This is a genomic window from Flavobacterium sp. TR2 (assembly GCF_025252405.1).
Lineage (GTDB): Bacteria > Bacteroidota > Bacteroidia > Flavobacteriales > Flavobacteriaceae > Flavobacterium.
The window spans coordinates 1,256,148-1,278,585 of record NZ_CP104307.1; the positions used below are offsets into that span (position 1 = coordinate 1,256,148).

18 protein-coding genes are annotated in these 22,438 nt (G+C 34.6%); 2 read left to right on the top strand and 16 right to left on the bottom strand.

Annotated features, from left to right (window positions below; genetic code table 11):
• The 7 genes from N4T20_RS05835 to aspS form a co-directional block, all read right to left on the bottom strand.
• Positions 1-531 (bottom strand): complex I 24 kDa subunit family protein, encoded by a 531-nt coding sequence (locus N4T20_RS05835; RefSeq protein ID WP_057115709.1) that lies wholly within the window; start codon positions 529-531, stop codon positions 1-3.
• A gap of 90 nt (positions 532-621) precedes the next feature.
• Positions 622-1,860 (bottom strand): NADH-quinone oxidoreductase subunit D, encoded by a 1,239-nt coding sequence (locus tag N4T20_RS05840; protein ID WP_260672142.1) that lies wholly within the window; start codon positions 1,858-1,860, stop codon positions 622-624.
• 21 nt (positions 1,861-1,881) lie between these two features.
• On the bottom strand, positions 1,882-2,403 hold the full coding sequence (locus N4T20_RS05845; RefSeq protein ID WP_260672143.1) for an NADH-quinone oxidoreductase subunit C: 522 nt from the start codon (positions 2,401-2,403) through the stop codon (positions 1,882-1,884).
• Position 2,404: 1 nt separating this feature from the next.
• Entirely contained in the window at positions 2,405-2,953 is a 549-nt protein-coding gene (locus N4T20_RS05850; RefSeq protein ID WP_111368857.1) for an NADH-quinone oxidoreductase subunit B, read from the bottom strand.
• A gap of 149 nt (positions 2,954-3,102) precedes the next feature.
• Positions 3,103-3,468: an NADH-quinone oxidoreductase subunit A gene (locus N4T20_RS05855; protein ID WP_260672144.1), complete on the bottom strand. Its 366-nt coding sequence runs from the start codon at positions 3,466-3,468 to the stop codon at positions 3,103-3,105.
• 243 nt (positions 3,469-3,711) lie between these two features.
• Positions 3,712-3,906: a cold-shock protein gene (locus tag N4T20_RS05860; protein ID WP_007137066.1), complete on the bottom strand. Its 195-nt coding sequence runs from the start codon at positions 3,904-3,906 to the stop codon at positions 3,712-3,714.
• 309 nt (positions 3,907-4,215) lie between these two features.
• Positions 4,216-5,967 carry an aspartate--tRNA ligase gene (gene aspS, locus N4T20_RS05865; RefSeq protein ID WP_260672145.1) on the bottom strand — a complete coding sequence of 584 codons (1,752 nt, stop codon included), beginning with the start codon at positions 5,965-5,967 and terminating at the stop codon, positions 4,216-4,218.
• 159 nt (positions 5,968-6,126) lie between these two features.
• Here aspS and N4T20_RS05870 point away from each other — a divergent pair, with 159 nt between their 5' ends.
• Positions 6,127-7,122, top strand: a complete 996-nt coding sequence (locus tag N4T20_RS05870; RefSeq protein ID WP_260672146.1) for a TlpA family protein disulfide reductase — start codon at positions 6,127-6,129, stop codon at positions 7,120-7,122.
• 210 nt (positions 7,123-7,332) lie between these two features.
• On the top strand, positions 7,333-7,680 hold the full coding sequence (locus tag N4T20_RS05875; protein ID WP_260672147.1) for a toxin-antitoxin system YwqK family antitoxin: 348 nt from the start codon (positions 7,333-7,335) through the stop codon (positions 7,678-7,680).
• 59 nt (positions 7,681-7,739) lie between these two features.
• Here N4T20_RS05875 and N4T20_RS05880 read toward each other — a convergent pair whose 3' ends face one another.
• The 9 genes from N4T20_RS05880 to N4T20_RS05920 form a co-directional block, all read right to left on the bottom strand.
• Positions 7,740-8,852 carry a PepSY-associated TM helix domain-containing protein gene (locus N4T20_RS05880; protein ID WP_260672148.1) on the bottom strand — a complete coding sequence of 371 codons (1,113 nt, stop codon included), beginning with the start codon at positions 8,850-8,852 and terminating at the stop codon, positions 7,740-7,742.
• A 315-nt stretch (positions 8,853-9,167) separates the two neighbouring features.
• Positions 9,168-10,718, bottom strand: a complete 1,551-nt coding sequence (locus tag N4T20_RS05885; RefSeq protein WP_260672149.1) for a PepSY-associated TM helix domain-containing protein — start codon at positions 10,716-10,718, stop codon at positions 9,168-9,170.
• A gap of 4 nt (positions 10,719-10,722) precedes the next feature.
• Entirely contained in the window at positions 10,723-11,022 is a 300-nt protein-coding gene (locus N4T20_RS05890; RefSeq protein WP_260672150.1) for a hypothetical protein, read from the bottom strand.
• Between the two features lie 21 nt (positions 11,023-11,043).
• A complete protein-coding gene (locus N4T20_RS05895) occupies positions 11,044-11,376 on the bottom strand; it encodes a hypothetical protein (protein WP_260672151.1) in 333 nt (110 codons plus the stop codon).
• Between the two features lie 58 nt (positions 11,377-11,434).
• A complete protein-coding gene (locus N4T20_RS05900; protein WP_260672152.1) occupies positions 11,435-13,924 on the bottom strand; it encodes a TonB-dependent receptor in 2,490 nt (829 codons plus the stop codon).
• A 338-nt stretch (positions 13,925-14,262) separates the two neighbouring features.
• Positions 14,263-15,417, bottom strand: coding sequence for an SH3 domain-containing protein (locus tag N4T20_RS05905; protein ID WP_260672153.1), 1,155 nt, complete (start codon positions 15,415-15,417; stop codon positions 14,263-14,265).
• Between the two features lie 4 nt (positions 15,418-15,421).
• On the bottom strand, positions 15,422-18,055 hold the full coding sequence (locus N4T20_RS05910) for a L,D-transpeptidase family protein (RefSeq protein ID WP_260672154.1): 2,634 nt from the start codon (positions 18,053-18,055) through the stop codon (positions 15,422-15,424).
• A 189-nt stretch (positions 18,056-18,244) separates the two neighbouring features.
• A complete protein-coding gene (gene odhB / locus N4T20_RS05915; protein WP_260672155.1) occupies positions 18,245-19,483 on the bottom strand; it encodes a 2-oxoglutarate dehydrogenase complex dihydrolipoyllysine-residue succinyltransferase in 1,239 nt (412 codons plus the stop codon).
• A gap of 93 nt (positions 19,484-19,576) precedes the next feature.
• On the bottom strand, positions 19,577-22,354 hold the full coding sequence (locus N4T20_RS05920) for a 2-oxoglutarate dehydrogenase E1 component (RefSeq protein ID WP_260672156.1): 2,778 nt from the start codon (positions 22,352-22,354) through the stop codon (positions 19,577-19,579).
• Between the last annotated feature and the right edge of the window lie 84 nt (positions 22,355-22,438).

Genomic DNA, 22,438 nt, shown 5'->3' on the forward strand with positions numbered 1-22,438 from the left:
TTATTTATCGTGTAATATTATTTTATCATCTCTACAATCAGCAATGATCTGATCGATTTTCTCTTCTGTCAGCTTTTCTTTGTAGAAATCTCCCAACTGCATCATCGGAGCATATCCGCAAGCGCCTAAACATTCTACACCAGCAATAGTAAACATTCCGTCTGGAGTTGTTTCACCCATTTTGATGCCTAATTTCTCAGAAGTATAATCCATTAAATCTTCGGCACCACGTAAGCAGCAGCAAGAAGTCTGGCAGAACTCAAACATATACTTGCCAATTGGCTTCTGGTTGAACATGGTATAGAAAGTAACCACTTCATAAACTTCGATTGGTTTTATCTGAAGAATTTCGGCAACTTTATCTTGCAGTTCAATACTAAGCCAGTTGTTATGTGCATCCTGAACTTCGTGCAAAACAGGCAATAAAGCCGATTTTTGTTTGCCCTCAGGATAATGACTGATCAATTCATTGATGCGGTTCATCAATGCCTCGGTCATGTTTATTTCTTGTTTGTAATGTTTTCTTTCCATTTTATTCTTGTTTTGCCACAAAGGCGCAAAGGCACAAATTTTTTAATTCAAATCTTTCCTGATAGCTATCGGGAGTAAAATTTAAATTTTTTAGGCGTCTAATTCTCCTGCAATTACGTTCAAACTTGATAGAATGATAATTGCATCAGAAAGCATGGCACCTTTAATCATTTCTGGGAATGCTTGATAATAAATAAAGCAAGGTCTTCTGAAATGTAATCTATATGGAGTTCTACTTCCGTCTGTTACTAAATAGAAACCAATTTCTCCATTTCCTCCTTCTACTGGGTGATAGATTTCTGCAACTGGTACAGGAACTTCTCCCATTACGATCTTAAAGTGATAAATTAAAGATTCCATAGAAGTGTAAACATCTTCTTTTGGAGGAAGGTAGTAATCTGGAACTTCAGCATGGTATTCGTTTCCTGGAGGCATTTTTTCTAATGCCTGACGAATAATGCTTAAACTTTCCCAAACTTCAGCGTTACGAACACAGAAACGATCGTAAGTATCTCCTGATTTTCCAACAGGAACAATAAAATCGAAATCTTCGTAAGATGAATAAGGTTGTGCAACACGCACATCGTAATCAACTCCGGCAGCACGTAAGTTTGGACCTGTAAATCCGTAAGCCATTGCTTTTTCAGCAGTGATTCCGCCCACGTTTACAGTTCTGTCAAGGAAAATTCTATTTCTTTCGAAAAGGTTTTGGAATTCTTGCCAAACAGGTGGGAATTCTTCAAGGAATTTGTCTAGTTTTTTGAAAACTTCTGGAGACCAGTCTCTTTCAAAACCACCAATTCTTCCCATATTTGTAGTCAAACGAGCACCACAAATTTCTTCGTAGATTTCGTAGATTTTTTCTCTAAATTGGAATACGTATAAGAAACCAGTATAAGCACCAGTATCTACACCTAAAATTCCGTTACATATAATGTGGTCTGTAATACGAGCCAGCTCCATAACGATAACTCTTAAATATTGGGCTCTTTTAGGAACTTCAATACCTAATAATTTTTCTACTGTCATCCACCATCCCATATTATTAATAGGAGATGAACAATAGTTCATACGGTCAGTAAGAGGTGTAATTTGATAAAAAGGACGATTTTCGGCAATTTTTTCGAATGCTCTGTGGATATAGCCAATAGTTGGTTCAGCCTCAAGAATTTTTTCACCATCCATCAGCAGGATATTTTGGAAAATACCGTGTGTTGCAGGGTGTGTAGGACCTAAATTCAGTACAGAAAGTTCGCTTCCGTCTTCATTTAATCTCTCTTGAATTATTTTAGCATAACGATGCTCTGGTGGTAATAATAGTTCTGACATTTTATAATGTTGAATTATTTTTTAGCAATTTGATGTTGTTCTTCCGAAGAATCTATCATCCTTATCTGTTCTTCCGCTGTCTTCCATTGGAAATTCTTTTCGCATTGGGTGAGACTGCATTTCGTCCATATTCAAAATACGTTTCAATTGTGGATGTCCTATAAAGTCTATCCCAAAGAAATCGAACGTTTCTCTTTCCATCCAATTGGAAGAAAGGAAAATATTTGAAACCGATTTAATTTCTGGTTTTTCGCCGTTTAAGAAAACTTTGATTTTTAGTCTTTTGTTTTCGTACCAGTTGTGTAAATGATAAACAACTGCAAACTGGCGTTCTGTTTCGTTATCTGGATAATGAATTCCGCATAAATCTGTTAAGAAATGAAAACGCAATTCTGGATCGTTTTTAAGGAATAGAATTAAGGCTGTAATTTTATCAGCCGAAGCTTCTAAAGAAAAAATATCTCTTTCTTGCTGAAAGTTAAAAACATCATTGTTAAATGTTTCTACAAGTTTGTCTTGGATCAGGGTATTTTCTAAGGCCATCTTATGAGATATTATATGAAGCTAATAATTCTTGGTATTCTGGTGAGCTTCTTCGTCTCACAGATTCGCTTTTTACCAATTCCTGAAGTCTCATAACTCCATCAACAATTTGTTCTGGTCTTGGCGGGCATCCCGGTACATAAACATCAACAGGAATTACTTTGTCAATTCCTTGTAGGACAGAATAAGTGTCAAAAACACCTCCTGAAGAAGCGCAAGCTCCAACAGCAATTACCCAACGAGGTTCTGACATTTGTTCGTAAACTTGTCTTAAAATAGGAGCCATTTTTTTAGAAATAGTTCCCATAACTAATAGCATATCGGCTTGTCTTGGCGAGAAACTCACACGCTCAGAACCAAATCGAGCTAAGTCATAGTGAGATGCCATTGTTGCCATGAATTCGATACCACAGCATGAAGTCGCGAAAGGAAGCGGCCATAATGAGTTGGCTCTTGCTAAACCAACAACATCACTAAGTTTTGTAGCGAAGAAACCTTCACCAGTAACTCCTTCTGGCGGCGCAACCATATTTACTTTTGAATCGCTCATTTTATTTTAGATTTCTGATTTTAGATTTTGGATTTTTGTAATCTTAAAAAGTAAAATCAATTTTTTAAATCAGTACTTTAAATTTGAATTCAAATTTTAAATCTCAATATTTAGATAAATCTAAAATCTCAGATCTAAAATCTAAATCGTTATTCCCACTCTAATGCTTTCTTTTTGATGATGTAAAAGAAACCAACTAAAAGCAAAGACATGAAAACGATCATTTTTAACATTCCTTCAATTCCTAAGTCTTTGAAGTTTACTGCCCAAGGATACAAGAAAATAACCTCTACGTCGAATAATACGAACAAGATGGCAACTAAGAAGTATTTTACAGAGAATGGGATACGAGCGTTACCAACAGATTCGATACCACATTCGAAGTTTTTGTCTTTAACTTCAGAGGATCTTTTAGGTCCTAATTTTCCAGAAATAATGATTGTTCCTACCACAAAACCAACAGCTAAAATAAACTGCATTAAAATAGGAATGTAACTGTATTGATCAGATTGCATAAAATTCGGTTTTATACTTAAAAAAATGAGCCACAAAGATAACTTGGAACTCTGTAAAACACAAGCTAAAAAAGGATTTAAGTAGGGTGTGAAACCGTGTTTATGTCTAATTTTTATTCATTATAAATAACGTTGCGTTATTTTAATATTTTTTTAAGATTTGGTCAAAAAAAAACGTCCCGATACTTCGGGACGTCTTTTGAGACCATTCAGAGGCAAAAAAAAATAATTGCTATATTTTTCTTAGATTACTGCTACTTTAGCAGCAACTTTCCCTTTTCTTCCTTCTTCTTCTTCATAGCTTACACGGTCACCTTCGCGTAATTCTTCCGCGTTAATTCCTGAAGCGTGAACGAAGATGTCCTTTCCTGTTTCTTCGTCTGTAATGAATCCATAACCTTTAGATTCATTGAAAAATTTTACTGTACCTGTACGCATTGTAATTGTAATAATAATTTATAATAAAACAAATGTAACATATAAAATAATACAAAAGACATATACGTGTTAATTTTTTGTAAAAATTATTGATTTACAGTGTTTTTACGCGGTTTATTGCATCAATTTGTTTATAAAATACCATAATTTGCGAATCATTAATTGTAAGAATATAAAATTATTAAAATTGTAAGAATTTGATAATTCAAAAAAATCATCGGCTAAGATTTTTCTTAACATTTTGTTAAATTTAAAAAGCCGCTGAAATTTCAGCGGCTTTTTAAATTTTTATGAAAAAATTACATCAAATTAAGCAATGTCAACTTTAATTCGAAGTTCTTTTAATTGTGCATCGTCAATTGCAGCAGGAGCATCGATCATTACGTCGCGTCCTGAGTTGTTTTTAGGGAATGCGATGAAATCTCTAATAGTTTCTTGTCCTCCCAAGATGGCAACAAGTCTGTCTAAACCGAAAGCTAATCCTCCGTGTGGCGGTGCGCCAAATTGGAAAGCATCCATCAGGAATCCGAATTGTGTTTTTGCTTCTTCTTCGGTAAATCCTAAATATTTGAACATTAATTGCTGCGTTGCTTTATCATGAATACGAATCGATCCGCCTCCAATTTCATTACCATTCAAAACCATATCGTATGCATTTGCGCGAACTTTTCCTGGCTCTGTTTCCAATAAAGCCATGTCTTCTGGTTTTGGCGAAGTAAATGGGTGGTGCATAGCATGATAACGGCCGCTTTCTTCGTCAAGTTCTAATAATGGGAAATCTACAACCCATAATGGAGCAAATTCTTCTGGATTACGCAATCCTAAACGAGTTGCCAATTCCATACGTAAAGCAGAAAGTTGCGCTCTTGTTTTGTTTGCTGGTCCCGAAAGAACAAAAATCATATCTCCAGGATTTGCTTCTGTTGCTTTTGCCCAATTTGCCAAATCGTCTTGATCGTAGAATTTGTCTACAGATGATTTGTATGTTCCGTCTTCGTTGCATTTTACATAAACCATTCCAGATGCGCCAACTTGTGGACGTTTTACCCAGTCAATTAATCCGTCGATTTCTTTACGAGTGTAATTTCCAGCTCCTGGAACAGCGATTCCGACAACTAATTCAGCCGCGTTAAAAACAGGGAATTCTTTGTGTTGCGCAAATTCGTTCAGTTCTCCAAACTTCATTCCGAAACGAATGTCCGGTTTGTCGTTTCCGTATGTTTTCATAGCATAGTCGTAGGTAATTCTTGGGAATTTATCTACTTCAATACCTTTAATTTCTTTTAATAAATGTCTTGTCAATCCTTCAAAAATATTCAAGATATCTTCTTGCTCCACAAATGCCATTTCGCAGTCAATTTGAGTAAACTCAGGCTGACGGTCCGCACGTAAATCTTCGTCACGGAAACATTTCACGATTTGGAAATATTTATCCATTCCACCCACCATCAAAAGTTGTTTGAAAGTCTGCGGTGATTGTGGCAATGCATAAAATTGTCCTTCGTTCATACGGCTTGGCACAACGAAATCTCTTGCTCCTTCTGGAGTAGATTTGATTAGGTAAGGAGTTTCAACTTCACAGAAATCTAAATCAGAAAGATATTTGCGAACTTCCATCGCTACTTTATGACGGAATAACAAACTGTTTTTTACAGGATTTCTTCTAATATCCAAATAACGGTATTTCATTCTGATATCTTCTCCGCCATCTGTTTCATCTTCAATTGTAAATGGAGGAGTAAGCGCCGTATTTAGAATCGTTAATTCAGAAACTAAAATTTCGATTTCGCCAGTTGGAATGTTTTTGTTTTTGGCCTCACGCTCAATAACAGTTCCTTTAACCTGAATTACAAATTCACGACCAAGAGTTTTGGCCAATTCAAAAACAGTTTTATCGGTACGACTTTCGTCGAAAATAAGTTGTGTGATTCCATAGCGGTCGCGTAAATCGACCCAATTCATAAATCCTTTATCACGCGATTTTTGAACCCAGCCCGCAAGTGTAACTTCGGTATTAATATTTGAAGCGTTTAATTCGCCACAATTATGACTTCTATACATAATCAAAATTTTAGACTGCAAAAGTAAATACAAAATTCAAGATAATATAGTAAAGTGATAAGTTGATTCAGAATAATTTCAAATATTTTGTTAATTCTAAAAATCCGAAGCTTTTATTTCTTTAGTTTTGATTCATCTAAAAACTAATCATAAATACCTATGAAAAAATTTTTTGTTGCAGGTTTAGTACTTTTTAATGCTTTAAATATTGTTGCTCAAAGCAAAAACTCAATAAAGTTCACGGCTAAAATCGCAAATAGAAACAGCGATACTTTGGTTATTAAAGGAAGAGACAATTTCAGACAAGTAATTCCGATTGATAAAAAAGAGATTTTTGCAGCAACTTTTGATGCTCCTCAAGGGTTTTATGTTTTTTCTGACGGCACAGAATCTTCTAATTTATATTTAAAGCCAAATTCTGAAGTTAATTTGACTATGGATGCCAAAGAATTTGATGAAACGATTGTATATAAAGGTAAAGGGGTGGATGAAAGTAATTTTTTGGCACAGCAGGCTTTAAAAGATGAAAGCTTTCAGAAAGATGCTTTTGCTAAAGAATCAGGCGAATTTACAGCTTTGCTTGATGGAAAATTGAAATCGGATACTGAGAGTCTAGAGAAAGGAAATTTTGCTCCAGAATTTAAAACAGCTTTAAAACGCAGTTTTGAGAGTTTTCATCAATATGCGGGTGAAGAATATGAAAGAGTTGCAAAGGCAAATAAAATGGTAGGAAAAGCTTCTCCAGGTTTTGACTATGAAAATTTTAAAGGAGGAAAAACAAAGCTTTCAGATTTAAAAGGGAAATATGTTTACATCGATCTTTGGGCAACATGGTGCGCGCCTTGTAGAGCTGAGATTCCGTATCTGCAAAAGATTGAAGAAAAATATCATGGAAAAAACATTGAATTCGTAAGCATTTCTATTGATAAAGCAAAAGACAACGAAAAATGGAAAAAGTTTGTAACTGATAAAAAATTGGGTGGCGTTCAATTATTTGCAGATAAAGATTGGGAATCTGAGTTTGTTGTTAATTACGGTGTAACAGGAATTCCGCGATTTATTTTGATAGATCCGCAAGGCAATATTCTAAAATCGGATGCCTCAAGACCATCTGATCCTGAATTGGATAAGCAGCTTAGCGCATTATTGAACTAATTTATTTACGAAATTTACAACGTTATCGTAAAGTTCGTTTTTTTTTAAATACCAATAAAACCAGTGTCTCAGCGCTGGTTTTTTTATTTTATGCATTTTTCCAATGTTAAGTTTTTACTCTGTGTTACCAAATTGTTAAGTAAAAGTTTTTTTAATGTAAACTATTAACTATATTTGATAAAGATTTCTTAACATTAAATACCTAAAGATATGAAAAAGAGTGTAATTTTAGCTGCAATATTGTTCTCTGGAATTGTAGTTGCACAAGAAGGAAAGCCTGAATTAGAAGCTGCTGGGAACAAGGTAAAAGCAACGTATTACTATGAAAATGGTAAAGTGCAGCAAGAAGGCTTTTTTAAGGACGGTAAATTAGACGGTGTCTGGGTATCTTATGACGAAAAAGGAAATAAAAAAGCCGTTGGAGAATACACAGACGGAGTTAAAACCGGAAAATGGATTTACTTTAATGAAAACAGTTTAAACGAAGTTGCTTATGTAGATAACAAAGTAAGTTCGGTTAAAAGTTTACAGAAAAATGCTTTAGCAAACAGAAATTAGTCACAATTTCTGAAAACCAATTATAAAAAAACCGTTCCATTTTTAATGGAGCGGTTTTTTTATGCCTTTACTTTTTTAGATTTTCTGCTTCTTCCAAACCATATTATAAATCCGCTGACAGGTAGTGCTGCAGCAATTAAACTGACGGTAAAAGCTATTATTTTTCCAGGAAGGTCTAAAACTTGTCCTGTATGTATTCCGTAATTCATTTCGACAACTTGAAGGCCTAAAGTTTTTTTGTCGAAAGTCTGGCTTTTAATTAATTTTCCGCTTGACGGATGAAAATAATAATTGCTTTGCTGATCATAACGCAATGTATGCGGATATGCGCCTGTGCTTACGATATCGCCTTTTTGCTGCGGAATCATTATAAAAAACATTTCTGCTTTTGGCTGTAATTTTAAGGTTTGGGCAAATGCTTTGTCAATTGCTGTAATCGAATTTGCTTTAAATGCAGTGGTGTCAATTATAGGAGTTTTGGTTTCGGCCGCTTTGTCTCCGCCAAAATTAAAGGATTTGTAAATTCCGTCACCGACCCATTCGTAGGTAAAAGTAAGTCCTGTTATGGCTAAAATTAAGGCTATTATAGAGATGTAAAAACCAGTAGTATTATGCCAGTCGTAATTAACGCGGCGCCATTTTGCAGACCATTTGATAGTGAAACTTCTTTTGATGTCGCTTTTTCGTTTTGGCCACCATTGTATGATTCCCGAAATGAGCAATACAATAAAAATGAAAGTTGCGCCGCCAATAATGTGCTTTCCGATGTAATCGGGCAGGAGCAGATATAAATGAATATATTCTACAATAATGAAAAAGTCAGTTTCTGGATTTTCTGATTTCAAATATTCCCCAGTATACGGATTGAAATATAAGTAAAGATTTCCGGCATCAGAATAAGTGTAAACAATCGCTGATCTGCTTTTACCGTAATAAGCGATCATGCTGGCTTTGTTTTCGGGAACAGCTTCTTTGGCTTTTTCCTGCAGCTGAGATGGCAAAAGAAAAGGTTTGTTTTGAGGTTCAACCAAACGCCATTCTTTTCTGGTAATGTCTTTTATTTCATCATGAAAGCAGAAAATGCAACCGGTAATACAGACGATAAAAACAATAATCCCAGAAATTAATCCGAGCCATTTGTGTATAAAGCGTATTTTGGTCTTGAATCCCATTTTTTTGATTAAAAGCGTAAAAGTATGCTCAAAATCTATATGAGACAAATTATTCTAAAGCATTTTACCTATAAGTATAGTTTCAGTGTGTGCTTATAAAAAAAACTGATCTCGTAAAGTAGCAAATGTTTTGTTTCACGCAGATTCTACAGATTTAGCAGATTTTTTTTAATATTATTTTATCTGTTCACGAGCGATCGCGAGCAGGCCAAGCAATTGTTTAAAATCTGAGAGAGGAAATCTTCTAAATTCTTTTAATCTGAGGCTTTAAAATATAAACTTAGCGCCTTCGTGTCTTTGTGGCAAAAGTTATTATTAGGAAACGACTTTTTTAGGTTTTAAATGATACGCTGTGTATAAAGAAATTCCAGCAAGAAAAATCCAGAAAACATCAATAAAGAAAATCTGAAATTTGTTTTCTATAAAAGAAGTCCAAAACCAATCTCCAGAGACAATTCCGTTGGTAATTGGAATCAAGAATCCTAAAATGCTTCCAGAAATCAGACAGAATTTGTTAGTAAAAGCATCATCTTTTTTAATGATAAAGAAGATAGTCAGCAGTAGCCATCCTCCAAAATAAAGAGCATATAAATTGGACTGGCTTAATGGGTAAAAGATTTTGCTTCCGATAAAAGCCAGAGCCGTAATTGGGTACATACTTAAGCAAATCGCCAAGTATATGCGAACAACAGCAGCGTTGAAACGTCTTTTCTTTTCTGGAAGATTGTTTTTTTGTCGGGCAACAAGCCAAATCATAACTCCAGAAATAATGACAAAACAAGTAATGATTCCTAAAATGAAACTTACGATTTTTAAAGCATATCCGCCATAATCTCCAAAATGTATTCTATATAAAACATTTTTTACAACATCTAAATAAGTGGTTTGCGCAATTGGGTCTTTTTTGGCAATTTCTTTCCCGTCCGCAATTCTGTAAACTATTTTTCCTATTCCGGTAAATTTTTTGTGGCTTAAAAGTTCACCTTCAACCAAGACGTGCATATTTGCATCTCCGTAGTTCTGAATAAAAACACGCGTTATTTCAAAATCGGTCCAGTTTTTTTTGGTTTTAGCAACCAGTTCATTAATGTTAAATGGGTTCGCGAGCTTTTTGTTTTCAAACTTATAATCTGGATCAGTGTATTCCAGTTCTTTGTATAATTTATCTTGATCCCCTTTGTATAAAGCCATTACAGCTGGAGCTACAATTAAAAGCTTAATCATAAAAAATGCTCCTGTAACCGCGTATACAAACTGGAATGGCAGACCGATCATTCCTAAAGCTGTATGCGCATCTGTCCAAAGTGTTTTTAGTTTTTCTTTTGGGCGGAACATATAAAAGTTAGAAACTATTTTATTCCAATGCAATAAAACTCCTGTTATGATTGCGAATAAGAAGAACAAAGCCGTAAATCCAGATAAATAATATCCTGCAGGATATGGAATTTGTGCTAAAAAATGAAGACGATATAGAAGTTCGCCTAATGAATAAGACTCTTCGTAGGTGTAGGTTTTGTAATTTTTGTTGTCTAGATAAAAAAACTCTCCTGCTTGCTGTTTTTTAGGAGCCAATGTATCTTTGGTTCCCTCCATATATACAGCAACTCTATTTTCTACCGAAGGTTTAGAAATGGTAAGATTTCTTCCGTGCAGCACATATTTTTTGTCAAGATGCTTAAGCGCATCATTGTAATCTAATTGAATTTCTCTTGTGATTGCTGTAGATTCACTTCTTTCCCAATTGATGATTTCATCTCTAAAAAAAGAAAAAGATCCGGCGAAGAAAATTACAAAAAGAACTACACTGATCACGATTCCGCTGACAGTATGTGTGTGAAAATAGATATTGTAATGACGGTTATTCATAAAATTATTGTGCCGTATTATAAGTTTGACCTAGATAAATGAAAAGACAAAAAAGTAGAGACAGTAGAATGTAAAGTCCCCAGATTTTCAAGCCGCTTTTGGCTAAGAAAGCAATAATCATTAGTGTCACCCAAAGAATAAAACCGCTGAAAGCCATTGTGATGAGTACATCTTTTCGGCTAAACCAAGCTGCTAGGGCCAAATGAAAAGTAACAGAAACAAAGTATCCGCCTAAAATTGCAGCAGTAATTTTGGAAAAACGAGGCCAAAAAGAAGGGTTTAGATATTTTGGATTTGCTGGCATATTATTATTTAAAGTGGTTTTTTAGTTGTAATAAAATTCAGTTACGGCAATAAAAATTAGTAAAGCCAAAAGTAACTTGCGGTTTATTTTTTTTAAAGGAGTAAGAATTATGATCAAGCTTCCAACGGTCATGAGCTGAATAAAAAACATCAAAGTGCCACAGCCTAACGATTGAGTAAAAAGCCACATTGCGTAAGCAGAAAGCAAAAGCATTAAACCAATGATTTTGGTTTGTTTTGGATTTCTTTGCATCCATTTTTCAAAACCTAAATCATACGATAAAACTGCTCTTTTTGAAGTATAATACAATGTATAAAAAGCTAAGAAAACGATAAGACTGGCTATTGTAATCATAATCATTAAAATTTAAAAAACACCTTCCTTGGTTTGGAAGGTGTTTTTGTTGTTTTGTTTAGAATCTATAAGCGAAACTAGCAGCAACACTTCTCATATTTCTTGGATGAATAGTTGACCATCCATCATAAGTATCAACATTTGCGATGTTGTCTAGTTTAAGTGTTAATGTGTATTTTTCTGTTCCGTAGAAAATTGATGAATTCAAAACAGTGTAAGATGGTATTGTAAATTGACCCGTAACTGTTCTGTTCATGATTAGGTTTTTGTCGGCGTAGTTTCCTCCAAAACCTAAACCAAATCCTTGTAAATCTCCTTCTAAGAATTTATAGCTTGCCCAGAAGTTTGCTGAATTTCTTGGTCCAGAACTTTCTGGTCTGTGTCCTACGAAATCTGGATCTCCTGCGTTTAAGATTGCATCTACGTAGCTATATCCTGCTACAATGTTTAAACCGGCAATTGGACTTGCCACGATTTCTGCTTCAAAACCTTTGTTTCTTTGAGCGCCGTTTTGGTAAGACGTTTGAGTAACAACAGAACCGTTAGTTCCATATACAGTGTAAACTTGATCTTTTACCTGAATGTCGTAGTAGCTGAATGTTGCGTATATTTTGTCTTTAAGAACATTTAATTTTGTTCCAATTTCAAATTGGTTAGCGTGCTCTGGTTTAAAAGTTCTTGGGCTAGAACTTCCGTCAGCTAAAATGTCGCTTGTTGGAGCAGAGTTGGCAAAACCATCCATGTAGTTGGCAAAAATCGAAACCTTATCGATAATTGGCTGGTACACTAAACCAAATTTTGGAGAAAAAGCAGTTTGGTTGTAATCATCATCACTAGTAGTTACATCACCAGCTGTCATAAAACGGTCTACACGCAAACTTCCCATTGCAGATAATTCTGGAGTAATATTGATAACATCAGAAACATAAGCACTAAAAACTTCTTGTTTAGTTTTGTTGTTATTTGCTGCAGCCTCGGCTAAAAGTTTGTCTGAACCTGCTTTTGTTAAATTACCACTATCTCCGTCTGTAATGTATTTTTTTGGATCTGTAATTTTAAACACATATTCGTTAACAGTTGCTAAATCCATGTTTCCGATATATACGTTTCCATTTCTTACATATCCGGAGCTGTTATCGATTTGTCCTCTGTTGAAATAATCCAAACCAGCAACAATACGATTTCTTAAACTTCCAATTTTGAAATCTCCAATGAAGTTTTGCTGAATATCTGTTGTTAAAGTTGTAGAGTTTTGGTAATTCATAGAACGTCCTAAAACAATTCCTTGAGTGATTTGAGGAATTGATTTTGTTCCTTCATATAAATAAGTATAATATCCTTCTGATTTTGATGAACCTCGAGAAACTACTGTCTGAGAAGTCCATTGGTCAGAAATTTTGTAATTCATTTGCCCTTGAAGACTGTAAGAAGGTGTTTGGATCGAAAGTTCGTTACTTGTGTAAGAACGTTTGTTATCATAACCTAACTCATCAATATTATGAACTCTTAACGGTGCAGCTCTGTCTAAGAAAAGCATAGTTGGGTTAGTTGCTTCATTTTTCATGAATTCGGTATTGATGAAAAACGATAGTCTTTCATTTACCTCATAAGATAAGGAAGGAGCAAAGAAGAAAGATTTTCTGTACCCAGCATCTTGAAAACTGTTTTCGGTGTGGTAAGCTGTGTTAAGGCGGAAGTTAATTTTGTGTTCTTCGTCTACCGGAGTATTAACATCAGCAGTAACGCGGTTTAATCCGTAGCTTCCAGCTGTATATGTTACCTCGCCTCCAAAACGATCGTAAGGTTTTTTGGTAGTCATATTGATTAAACCACCATAAGAAATAAGGCTACTTCCAAACAAAGTTCCAGAAGGCCCTTTGATTACTTCAATTTTATCGATGTTTGCAGGATCTAAACTTCCGTTTGTTAAACCTGGCAAACCGTTAATCATAGTTGGCTGTACAGCAAACCCTCTTAGAGAGAAGTATCCCGCTCCATCGCCTCCACGGCCTGTAGAAGCCCATAATGGACTTAATCCAGGAGCATTTTTAAGGGCGTCATCAAGGTTTGTAACTACCTGCTCTTTCAAAAGTTCGCTTGTAATTGTGGTATAAACCTGTGGATTTTCAAGATTTTTAAGAGGTAATCTTGATACTTGCTGTGTTTCTTTACGAGCAAGAGGATTTTTTCTGCCGTTTCCGCTAATTACAATTTCGCTTAACTGCTCAGAGTTTGATGTAATGCTGAAATTTTCAATTAATTCGTCTCCGCTATTAAGAGTAATGCTTTTTTCTTTAGATGTAAAACCAACAGCCGAAACCCTAACAATATAAGTTCCTGGTTTAAGGTTTTTTATTTCATAATTACCTCTGGTATCTGTGTTTGTTCCGATTTTTGTTCCTTTTAGAGTAACCGATATATTATCTGCTGTTCCACTATCTGAACTAATCTGACCTTTTATTGTCGCTTTTTCCTGTGCCCAAACAGACGTTCCTGTAAGTAGAACAAAGCATAAAGTTAAGAGCGAAATCGTAAATTTTAATTTCATTTTTATTTAGAATTAATTTTGATAGTGCAAATTTAATTGCTGGAGAGCAACCAAACAAGTTGTTTTTATTTATTCTAAATAAATTATTTTTTAAAGGTTAAAATTTTCAATAATTCAAAAAATTAACATCTTAAGCCAATCTTAAGTTAATTTTAAGCAAAAAAAGCCTGTTCTGATGAAAGAACAGGCTTTTGTATTGTCAAAAATTACTTAAAATTATAACTCTAAGGGATGTTTAGTGTCTTTGTTTCTAAGAAATGCTCATTGTTAAAGTTGAAATCACTACTCAAAGCTTCTGATTTCGAACAGAGACGTTAACTTTGTAGAGCAGGAAAAAATTAGTTCGCCTTTATTTTAGTTTTAAAAACATAACCTTTTTTACCTTCTTTTGTTTTTACTAACCACCAATCTCCAGAATTGTCTAAAACTTCAACTTGTGAACCGGTAGTTATTTTTTGTAAAATAGTAGATTGCGCATTTTTTTCTTTTCTTAAATTGGTGTAACCATCAGAATCGATAACTTTACCATAAGAAATCTCATTCTCTTCTGACATTAACAAATACTTTTTAGTATAAATGTCAATTAGAGGATATCCATAATATTTTTCAGATTTAAAGTTATCTAGTAATTTAGGAGTTTCGAGATAAAAATGATTTAATAATGTGTAGCCTTTATTATCACTTAAATCCTTATCATCATAATGTTGTAGCTGAATTTCAATTAAGTAAGCCAATGTTTCATTAATTAACCGAATATCAGCCTTATCTTTAATATTATTAGAATTAGTATATAAAAAAAGTGTTAAATCAAAAATAAAATCGAGTTTTTTATTAAGAACATCTCCTAGTAACTTTTTCCTAATTATTTCTGATTTACTCCTATCATTATACCACAACAAATGAAATTTAAAATCATCGTTATAAGCATCTAATTCTTTTAAATTTTTTATGAAAGTATTTTCTAGGATATTGTTCTTTTCATAATCTAGATTTACTACAATTTTTTCCGTTGCATTTGAATCTGAATTTATTTTAAATATTGCACTTAAGTCATCATTTAATAAAATTTTATTAAAATATACGAAAATAAAATTATAGTAATCATCTTCAATTCTTTCCTTAAGGCCATCACCAAAAGCATCACCTGCTCCTTCAATATCGCCTCTATCTCCTTCTGTATATGTGTCAATAAATCTTTCATTATTCATTGCGGTATATCCATATCCTTCACCGCCTAAAAAAACATCATTATATTTTGACTTATCAATATCAACTCCAAAATATTCCTGAATTTTATTTTTAAAATCATCGTGTTCTAAAACTTTATAGTTATTAGATTTTAATAACTTTTCCATAAGTGGTAAATATCTTGTATAAAGTGTGTCTTGATTTTTTCTTATAGGCTCTTGAATTTTCATTTTTGTTTCTTTTGTTTGTGAATTACAACTGGCAACCAGCATAGTTACTATAAATAAAATAATTGTTTTTTTCATTATATTATTGTTTTGCATCTTTCTTATAAGTCCTTTGTATATTATCTTTTGGATCAGCAATTATGTCATAATCTTTATATACATCATCCATAGAATCTACTTCTTCAACATAGACATAAATTGTTTTTCCTTTTCCTTTAATTGTATTATAATTTTCAACTAATTTTTTCATATCAGCATTATATACTCTAACGCATCCATAAGTAACCATTAAAGGGCCATTATCATTTATTCCAATCTTGGTCGTATGCCCACAATGAATAGCTATTCCATCTCTTTTTCCTGGTGCAGTAGCTTTTTTTGCATCTCCAGTTATTCCATTTATGTGAATTAAACCGTGATCTCCATAACTCGCTTCACCAATGTGAGTTTTTGAATAAGAAGAAGACCAGAGTCCAGTAGGCGTGCTTCCTTTTCCATTTCTTTCAAAGAAGTTATTATTAACTGTTCCCATTGCTAGTGCATACCCTTTCAGTACTATTTCTGTATCATCAAATAATACAAATAATCCTTCAGTTCTTCTATCTTTAGGAACTATAACATTAATATATGCAGTTTTTGAATCTGCTGAGTATTGATTATCATATGTTGAAAATTTACTTTTTGTTTTAGGAACTTCAACTTTTTCTCCCCATTTACAATTATTAATTTTAAAAGCTTTTGATGTAATATCATTAAAAGTTTTTTGCTTTTCTTTCCAATTGAAAGAAGAATTACCTTTTTCATCTTTAACAGGAACATCAGCACCAACTTTAGGGCAAATTTTGTTTATCACATCATGTGTTTTATTCGCGATTATGTTTAAATTCTTCCACTTAAAGAAAATCATAGAACTCAATATAGATAACTCAATGCTTTCGGTTATTAAGTCTGGATTTTTAACAACATCTAAATTGTCTTTTTTTGTATATAAATTACAATACTTATAAAAATCTTTTCCTGTTACTTGAATTAGTCCTCTACCTCTATAATCCCAGCCATCATTTGCTTCAGTGTTTCCAATTTCTTTTGCTTTTTTTGCAGGTGGTGAATATGCCCAATTAGCTATTTTCTTCTGATTCTCTAAGGAAACTCCAGGTTTTTTAGGTTTGACTGTGGGTCTACCCCATAATTTTGCTTTTTCTTTTCCTTCTGTGGATTGAAATGCTTTAAAAATTGATAAACTCTCATAATAATAATTAAATCCTTCTCCCTCTTTTAATTCTAAACTTAAACCTGATTCAATTCTTGCCTGAGCAAATAAATGTGCTTTATTCCAACAAGTATTCATTCCTAATTCTTTCATGTATTTTGTGTATACATTAGCTACTTTAGTCAAAGTTAAATCATCAGCTTGCGTAAATATTTGTTTCAATTCAGCAGCAGTTACTGCTTTATCACAATTAGGACAATTACTTTTTTCCTCCGCTTTCTTCTCCACCTTTTTCTCGTCCCCGCCAACCTTAAAAAAAGTATTGGCAGCCTCAATTGGGTCTTGTTTAAACACGGTTGCATCTACATCGACAATGGCACTTTTGGTAAAAGCGTGCGTCTGTATTACTTCGACCTCTGCAAAAAGCTCCTGCTCGGCTCCTTCCTGCAAATAATTTCCCCCAAGGCTTCTTGGTATTGTATCAAGAAGTATAACTATAGGATGTAAATCTCCTCGCAAAACATAATTTTGATCTATCAATAAATCATTTGGGCTTCCGTTATCGTGCTCAAAAAGCTTCAAACGAATTTCTTTCCCCACCAATCCTGTCGAATTTATCCAAACCTTGATTTGCTTCTCTTTGAAAGTGCCTGTTATTTTATGCCCTGCCGTATCTGTAATATTCACAGAATTAATTTTTCCTCTAGCCGCAGGAACAGGTGCTGGCGCAGCGGGTTTTGGGTGCTGTACGGGCGCATTTATCCTGACCGGCTCTTTAGGAGTTGTCTTGCCTTTGTAGGGCGCTACAGATGTTTCGCCTGCATTAATGTTTACGTTATTGCTCGGTATCTTTTCGCGATTATATTCGGCCGTTACATAATATTCGTGTATTTTATCATCCTCAGGACCTCCCTTGGCAGCAATTTTTGCAAAACTGGGCATCAAAAGAAAATCAATATCAGCAATTCCGCCCTTTACAATTCCTGAACGGGTTTCGACTAAGTTTTTTTCATTTGCTTTATCATGTCCAGCGCCATTTACATCGTCTTCCCAAAGCGTTACAAATACTCTGCGTTTTTCCATATGCAGACAATGCACCCGCGCTTTTACGGTTTGCCCGTACGAGAGATGTCCTACAATTTTTTTTCCGCTTTTATCCAATAACCGTACATCGTCAATTTTTGGTTGGGCAGGAAGAGGTTTTATATCAAGGCGGGCTATTTCATCGCCTTTTATTGCCACAATGCGAATGCCAGCTCTAGTCAGGCTTCCATGACGAAACTTGTAGGTTACCTGATTTCCCGTTTTATCGTTTTCTTTTGTCTTGCGCCATTTTCCCAATTCAAATACATAGACCTCCCATTTAATTTGATGGTTAGATGGTGTATTGTTTATGACATTAAAGCTAGGGTTGACAGAAATCTTCGGAAACAGATTGTTTACCGTATAAAGTTCTACCACCCCTACAACTGGATTAGCATTTCCTATTATCTTAAAATCTGACATATTACTATAGCGATTTTTAAACGTAAATAAAATCTTACTTTAAGCAAAAATAAACAGATTATTTAAACAAAGGTAAATTTCTTACAATTAATTTACTGTCCTTATCAAATTAGGAAACGCCACCACAAGAATAAAAAAAAGCCTGTCCAACTAAATGAACAGGCTTTTGATTTATTTAAAAATGAATGATTACAATTCTAAAGCACGTTTAGCATCGCCATTCATCAATAATTCTAATGGATTTTCTAAAGCTTCTTTTACAGCCACTAAGAAACCAACAGACTCACGTCCGTCGATGATTCTGTGATCGTAAGAAAGAGCCACATACATCATTGGGTGAATTTCAACTTTTCCGTTTACAGCAATCGGACGCTCGATGATGTTGTGCATTCCTAAGATTCCTGATTGTGGAGGGTTGATAATTGGAGTTGATAGCATACTTCCGAAAACCCCACCGTTTGTAATGGTGAAAGTTCCTCCAGTCATATCGTCAACTGTAATTTGACCGTCACGAGCTCTTAAAGCTAATCTTTTGATTTCAGCCTCAATTCCACGGAAAGTTAAGTTCTCAGCATTACGAACAACAGGAACCATTAAACCTTTTGGTCCAGAAACTGCAATAGAGATATCACAGAAATCGTATCCTACTTTGTAATCTCCATCGATCATAGAGTTTACATCTGGATATAATTGAAGTGCTCTTGTAACTGCTTTAGTAAAGAATGACATGAAACCTAAACCTAAACCACCATGTTTAGCTTTGAAAGCGTCTTTATATTCGTTACGGATATTGTTGATTGGAGTCATGTTTACTTCGTTGAAAGTAGTAAGCATAGCTGTTTCATTTTTAGCTGAAACTAGTCTTTCTGCTACTTTACGACGCAACATAGATAATTTTGTACGCTCAGTTCCACGGTTTCCTCCAGTTGGAGTTCCCATTGAAGCTACAGCTGTTGCATTTACAGCATCATCTTTAGTAATTCTGCCACCTTTACCAGTTCCTGTTACAGAAGCTGGAGCAATATTTTTCTCGTCTAATATTTTTCTTGCTGCTGGAGATGGAGTTCCTGCTGCATAACTTGTAGCGGCTGGAGTTGGTTCTGCTTTAGGAGCTTCAGCCTTTGGAGCCTCTGCTTTTGGTGCTTCAGCTTTAGGAGCTTCAGCTGCTGGAGCGCTTCCTGCTGGTTTAGCAGCATCTGTATCAATTAAACAAACTACAGCACCTACTGCAACTGTATCACCTTCTTCAGCTTTTAATGTAATTACACCGCTCATTTCAGCAGGCAATTCAAGAGTAGCTTTATCTGAATCAACTTCAGCAATAGCCTGATCTTTCTCTACATAATCTCCGTCTTTTACTAACCAAGTTGCAATTTCAACTTCTTTTATTGATTCCCCTGGTGATGGGACTTTCATTTCTAAAATCATCTTGTTTTTGTTTAAGGTTTTTATGGTTTCAAGTTTCAAGTTTCAGGTTGTTACACTTGAAACTTGAAACATGAAACTTGAAACATTTTTTAATTATCTAAATAAATTTTTGTCGAATACCATTCTAATTGCATCTGCATGACGGCGTTTAGCACGTGTGTAACTTCCAGATGCAGGAGCAGAGTATGCTTTTAATGAAGCTAATCTCCATTTAACTAGATCAAAGTTCATTAGCATATAGCTGTAAGCCCCCATGTTTTTAGGTTCTTCTTGAGCCCAAACATAATCGTCGGCATTTGGATATTGTGCAATGATGGCTTTAATCTGTTCAACAGGGAAAGGGAATAATTGCTCGATACGAACAACTGCAACGTCTTTTCTTCCGTTGTTTTCTCTTTCTGCAGTAATATCATAGTAGAATTTACCTGTAACGAAAACTAAAGTTTTAACATCTTTTTTGTTTACCGTAGTATCATCAATTGTTTCTTGGAAGCTTCCGTTTACTAAATCTTCAACTGGAGACACGCATCTTGGATCGCGCAGTAAACTTTTTGGAGTAAATACAACAAGCGGTTTACGGAAATTTGTTTTTAATTGTCTTCTTAATAAGTGGAAGAAGTTAGCAGGAGTTGTACAGTCTGCAACATACATATTATGTCTAGCACAAAGCTGCAAGTAACGCTCCATTCTTGCAGAAGAGTGCTCGGCACCTTGCCCTTCGTATCCGTGAGGCAATAAAAGAACGATACCGTTTTGGTTGTTCCATTTGTCTTCACCACAAGAAATGTATTGGTCAATCATAATTTGAGCTCCGTTAGAGAAGTCTCCAAATTGTGCTTCCCAAATAGTCAAAGCTTTTGGACTTGCCAATGCATATCCGTAATCAAAACCTAAAACGCCGTACTCAGATAAGTGAGAGTTGTAAACATTAAAGTTTCCTTTTTTGTCTTCAAGGCTGTTGATTAAGATTACTTCTTCTTCAGAATCTTCAACTTTAACAACAGCGTGACGGTGAGAGAAAGTTCCTCTTTCTACGTCTTGTCCAGAAATACGAACATCAAAACCTTCTTGCAATAAAGATCCGTATGCTAAATGTTCAGCCATTCCCCAATCTAAAAGATTAGTTTCGAAGAACATTGTTTTTCTGTCGTTGATTAATTTTTGAATTTTACTGATGAATTTTTTGTCTTCAGGTAAATTAGAAATAGCATTTGCAATTTGAGTTAATTTTTCTTTTGGATAAGAAGTATCAACTTTTTGAAGCATTTGCGTGTCTGTAACCTGAACAAAACCTTCCCATTCGTTTTTCATGAATGGAGTAATGATGGTCAAATCTTTTTTGCGAGAAGCTTCTAAATTCTCCTCTAATTTAGATTTGTATTGTTTTTCTAAAGCATTTACATAAGAAGCATCGATTACACCGTCAGAAAGTAATTTCTCAGCGTAGATGTCTCTTGGGTTTTTATGTTTAGCAATGATTTTGTATAAAACAGGCTGAGTAAAACGTGGCTCATCACCTTCGTTGTGTCCGTATTTTCTATATCCTAATAAATCGATAAAAACGTCACGTCCAAATTGCATTCTGTAGTCTAATGCAAAAGATACAGCATGGACAACAGCCTCAGCATCGTCAGCATTTACGTGTAATACTGGAGAAAGCGTTACTTTGGCAACGTCTGTACAGTAAGTAGAAGAACGAGCGTCTAAGTAGTTTGTTGTAAATCCAACCTGGTTATTGATTACGATATGGATTGTACCGCCAGTTTTGTATCCGTCCAATAAAGACATTTGAATGATTTCATACAAAATACCTTGACCGGCAATAGCAGCATCACCGTGAACAGCAATTGGCAATACTTTTGAAATGTTTTCTGGGAAATGTCTTTCTTGTTTTGCTCTTGTGATACCTTCAATTACAGCTCCAACAGTTTCTAAGTGAGAAGGGTTTGGTGCTAAATTGATGTTGATGCTTTTTCCAGATCTTGTTTTTCTGTCCGCAGTAAGACCTAAGTGGTATTTTACGTCACCGTCAAAATACTCTTGATCGTAGTCTTTTCCGTCAAACTCACCAAAGATGTCTTGAGTTGATTTTCCGAAGATGTTTGCCAAAACGTTCAAACGCCCACGGTGAGCCATTCCCATTACGAATTGTTCAACACCTTTATCAGCAGCTTGCTCGATCAAAGCGTCAAGAGCTGGGATGATAGATTCTCCACCTTCTAATGAGAAACGTTTTTGTCCAACATATTTAGTATGAAGGAAATTCTCAAAAGAAACAGCTTCGTTTAATTTATTTAAGATTGTTTTCTTTTCGTCTGAAGAGAAATTAGGCTGATTTGTATTTACAGATAATTTGTCCTGAATCCATTTTACAACATTAGGATTTCTGATGTACATATACTCAATACCAATATGCTGGCAGTAAATAGCTTTTAGACGATTTACGATATCCTGCAATGAAGAAGGAGCCATGCCGATTGTTTGAGCTGCATCAAAAACTGTTGAAAGATCTGCTGTAGATAATCCGAAGTTTTCAATATCCAAAGTTGGAGATGAAGTTCTACGGTCACGAACAGGATTTGTTTTCGTGAATAAATGCCCGCGCGTACGGTATCCGTCAATTAATTTAAGAACATTAAATTCTTTCTTTAGTTTTTCAGAAATCTGACTGTAATCTGTGTTATCGCTAGTCACGTACTCAACGATCGTTTGCACAGGATTTTCGTCATTATAAGTCGTTTGTCCAAAGTCAAAACCTTGAAAAAAACTTCTCCAGCTAGGCTCTACGCTGTCTGGGTTAACTAAATATTGATCGTATAATTGTGCAAAAAACTCAGTATGCGCTGCGTTTAAAAATGAAAACCTATCCATAATATGAGTGAATATACTTTTTTGTTATATAGAAAGGCAAAAGTACAACAATCGCATTTATTTAAATCTTTTTTTTACGTACTT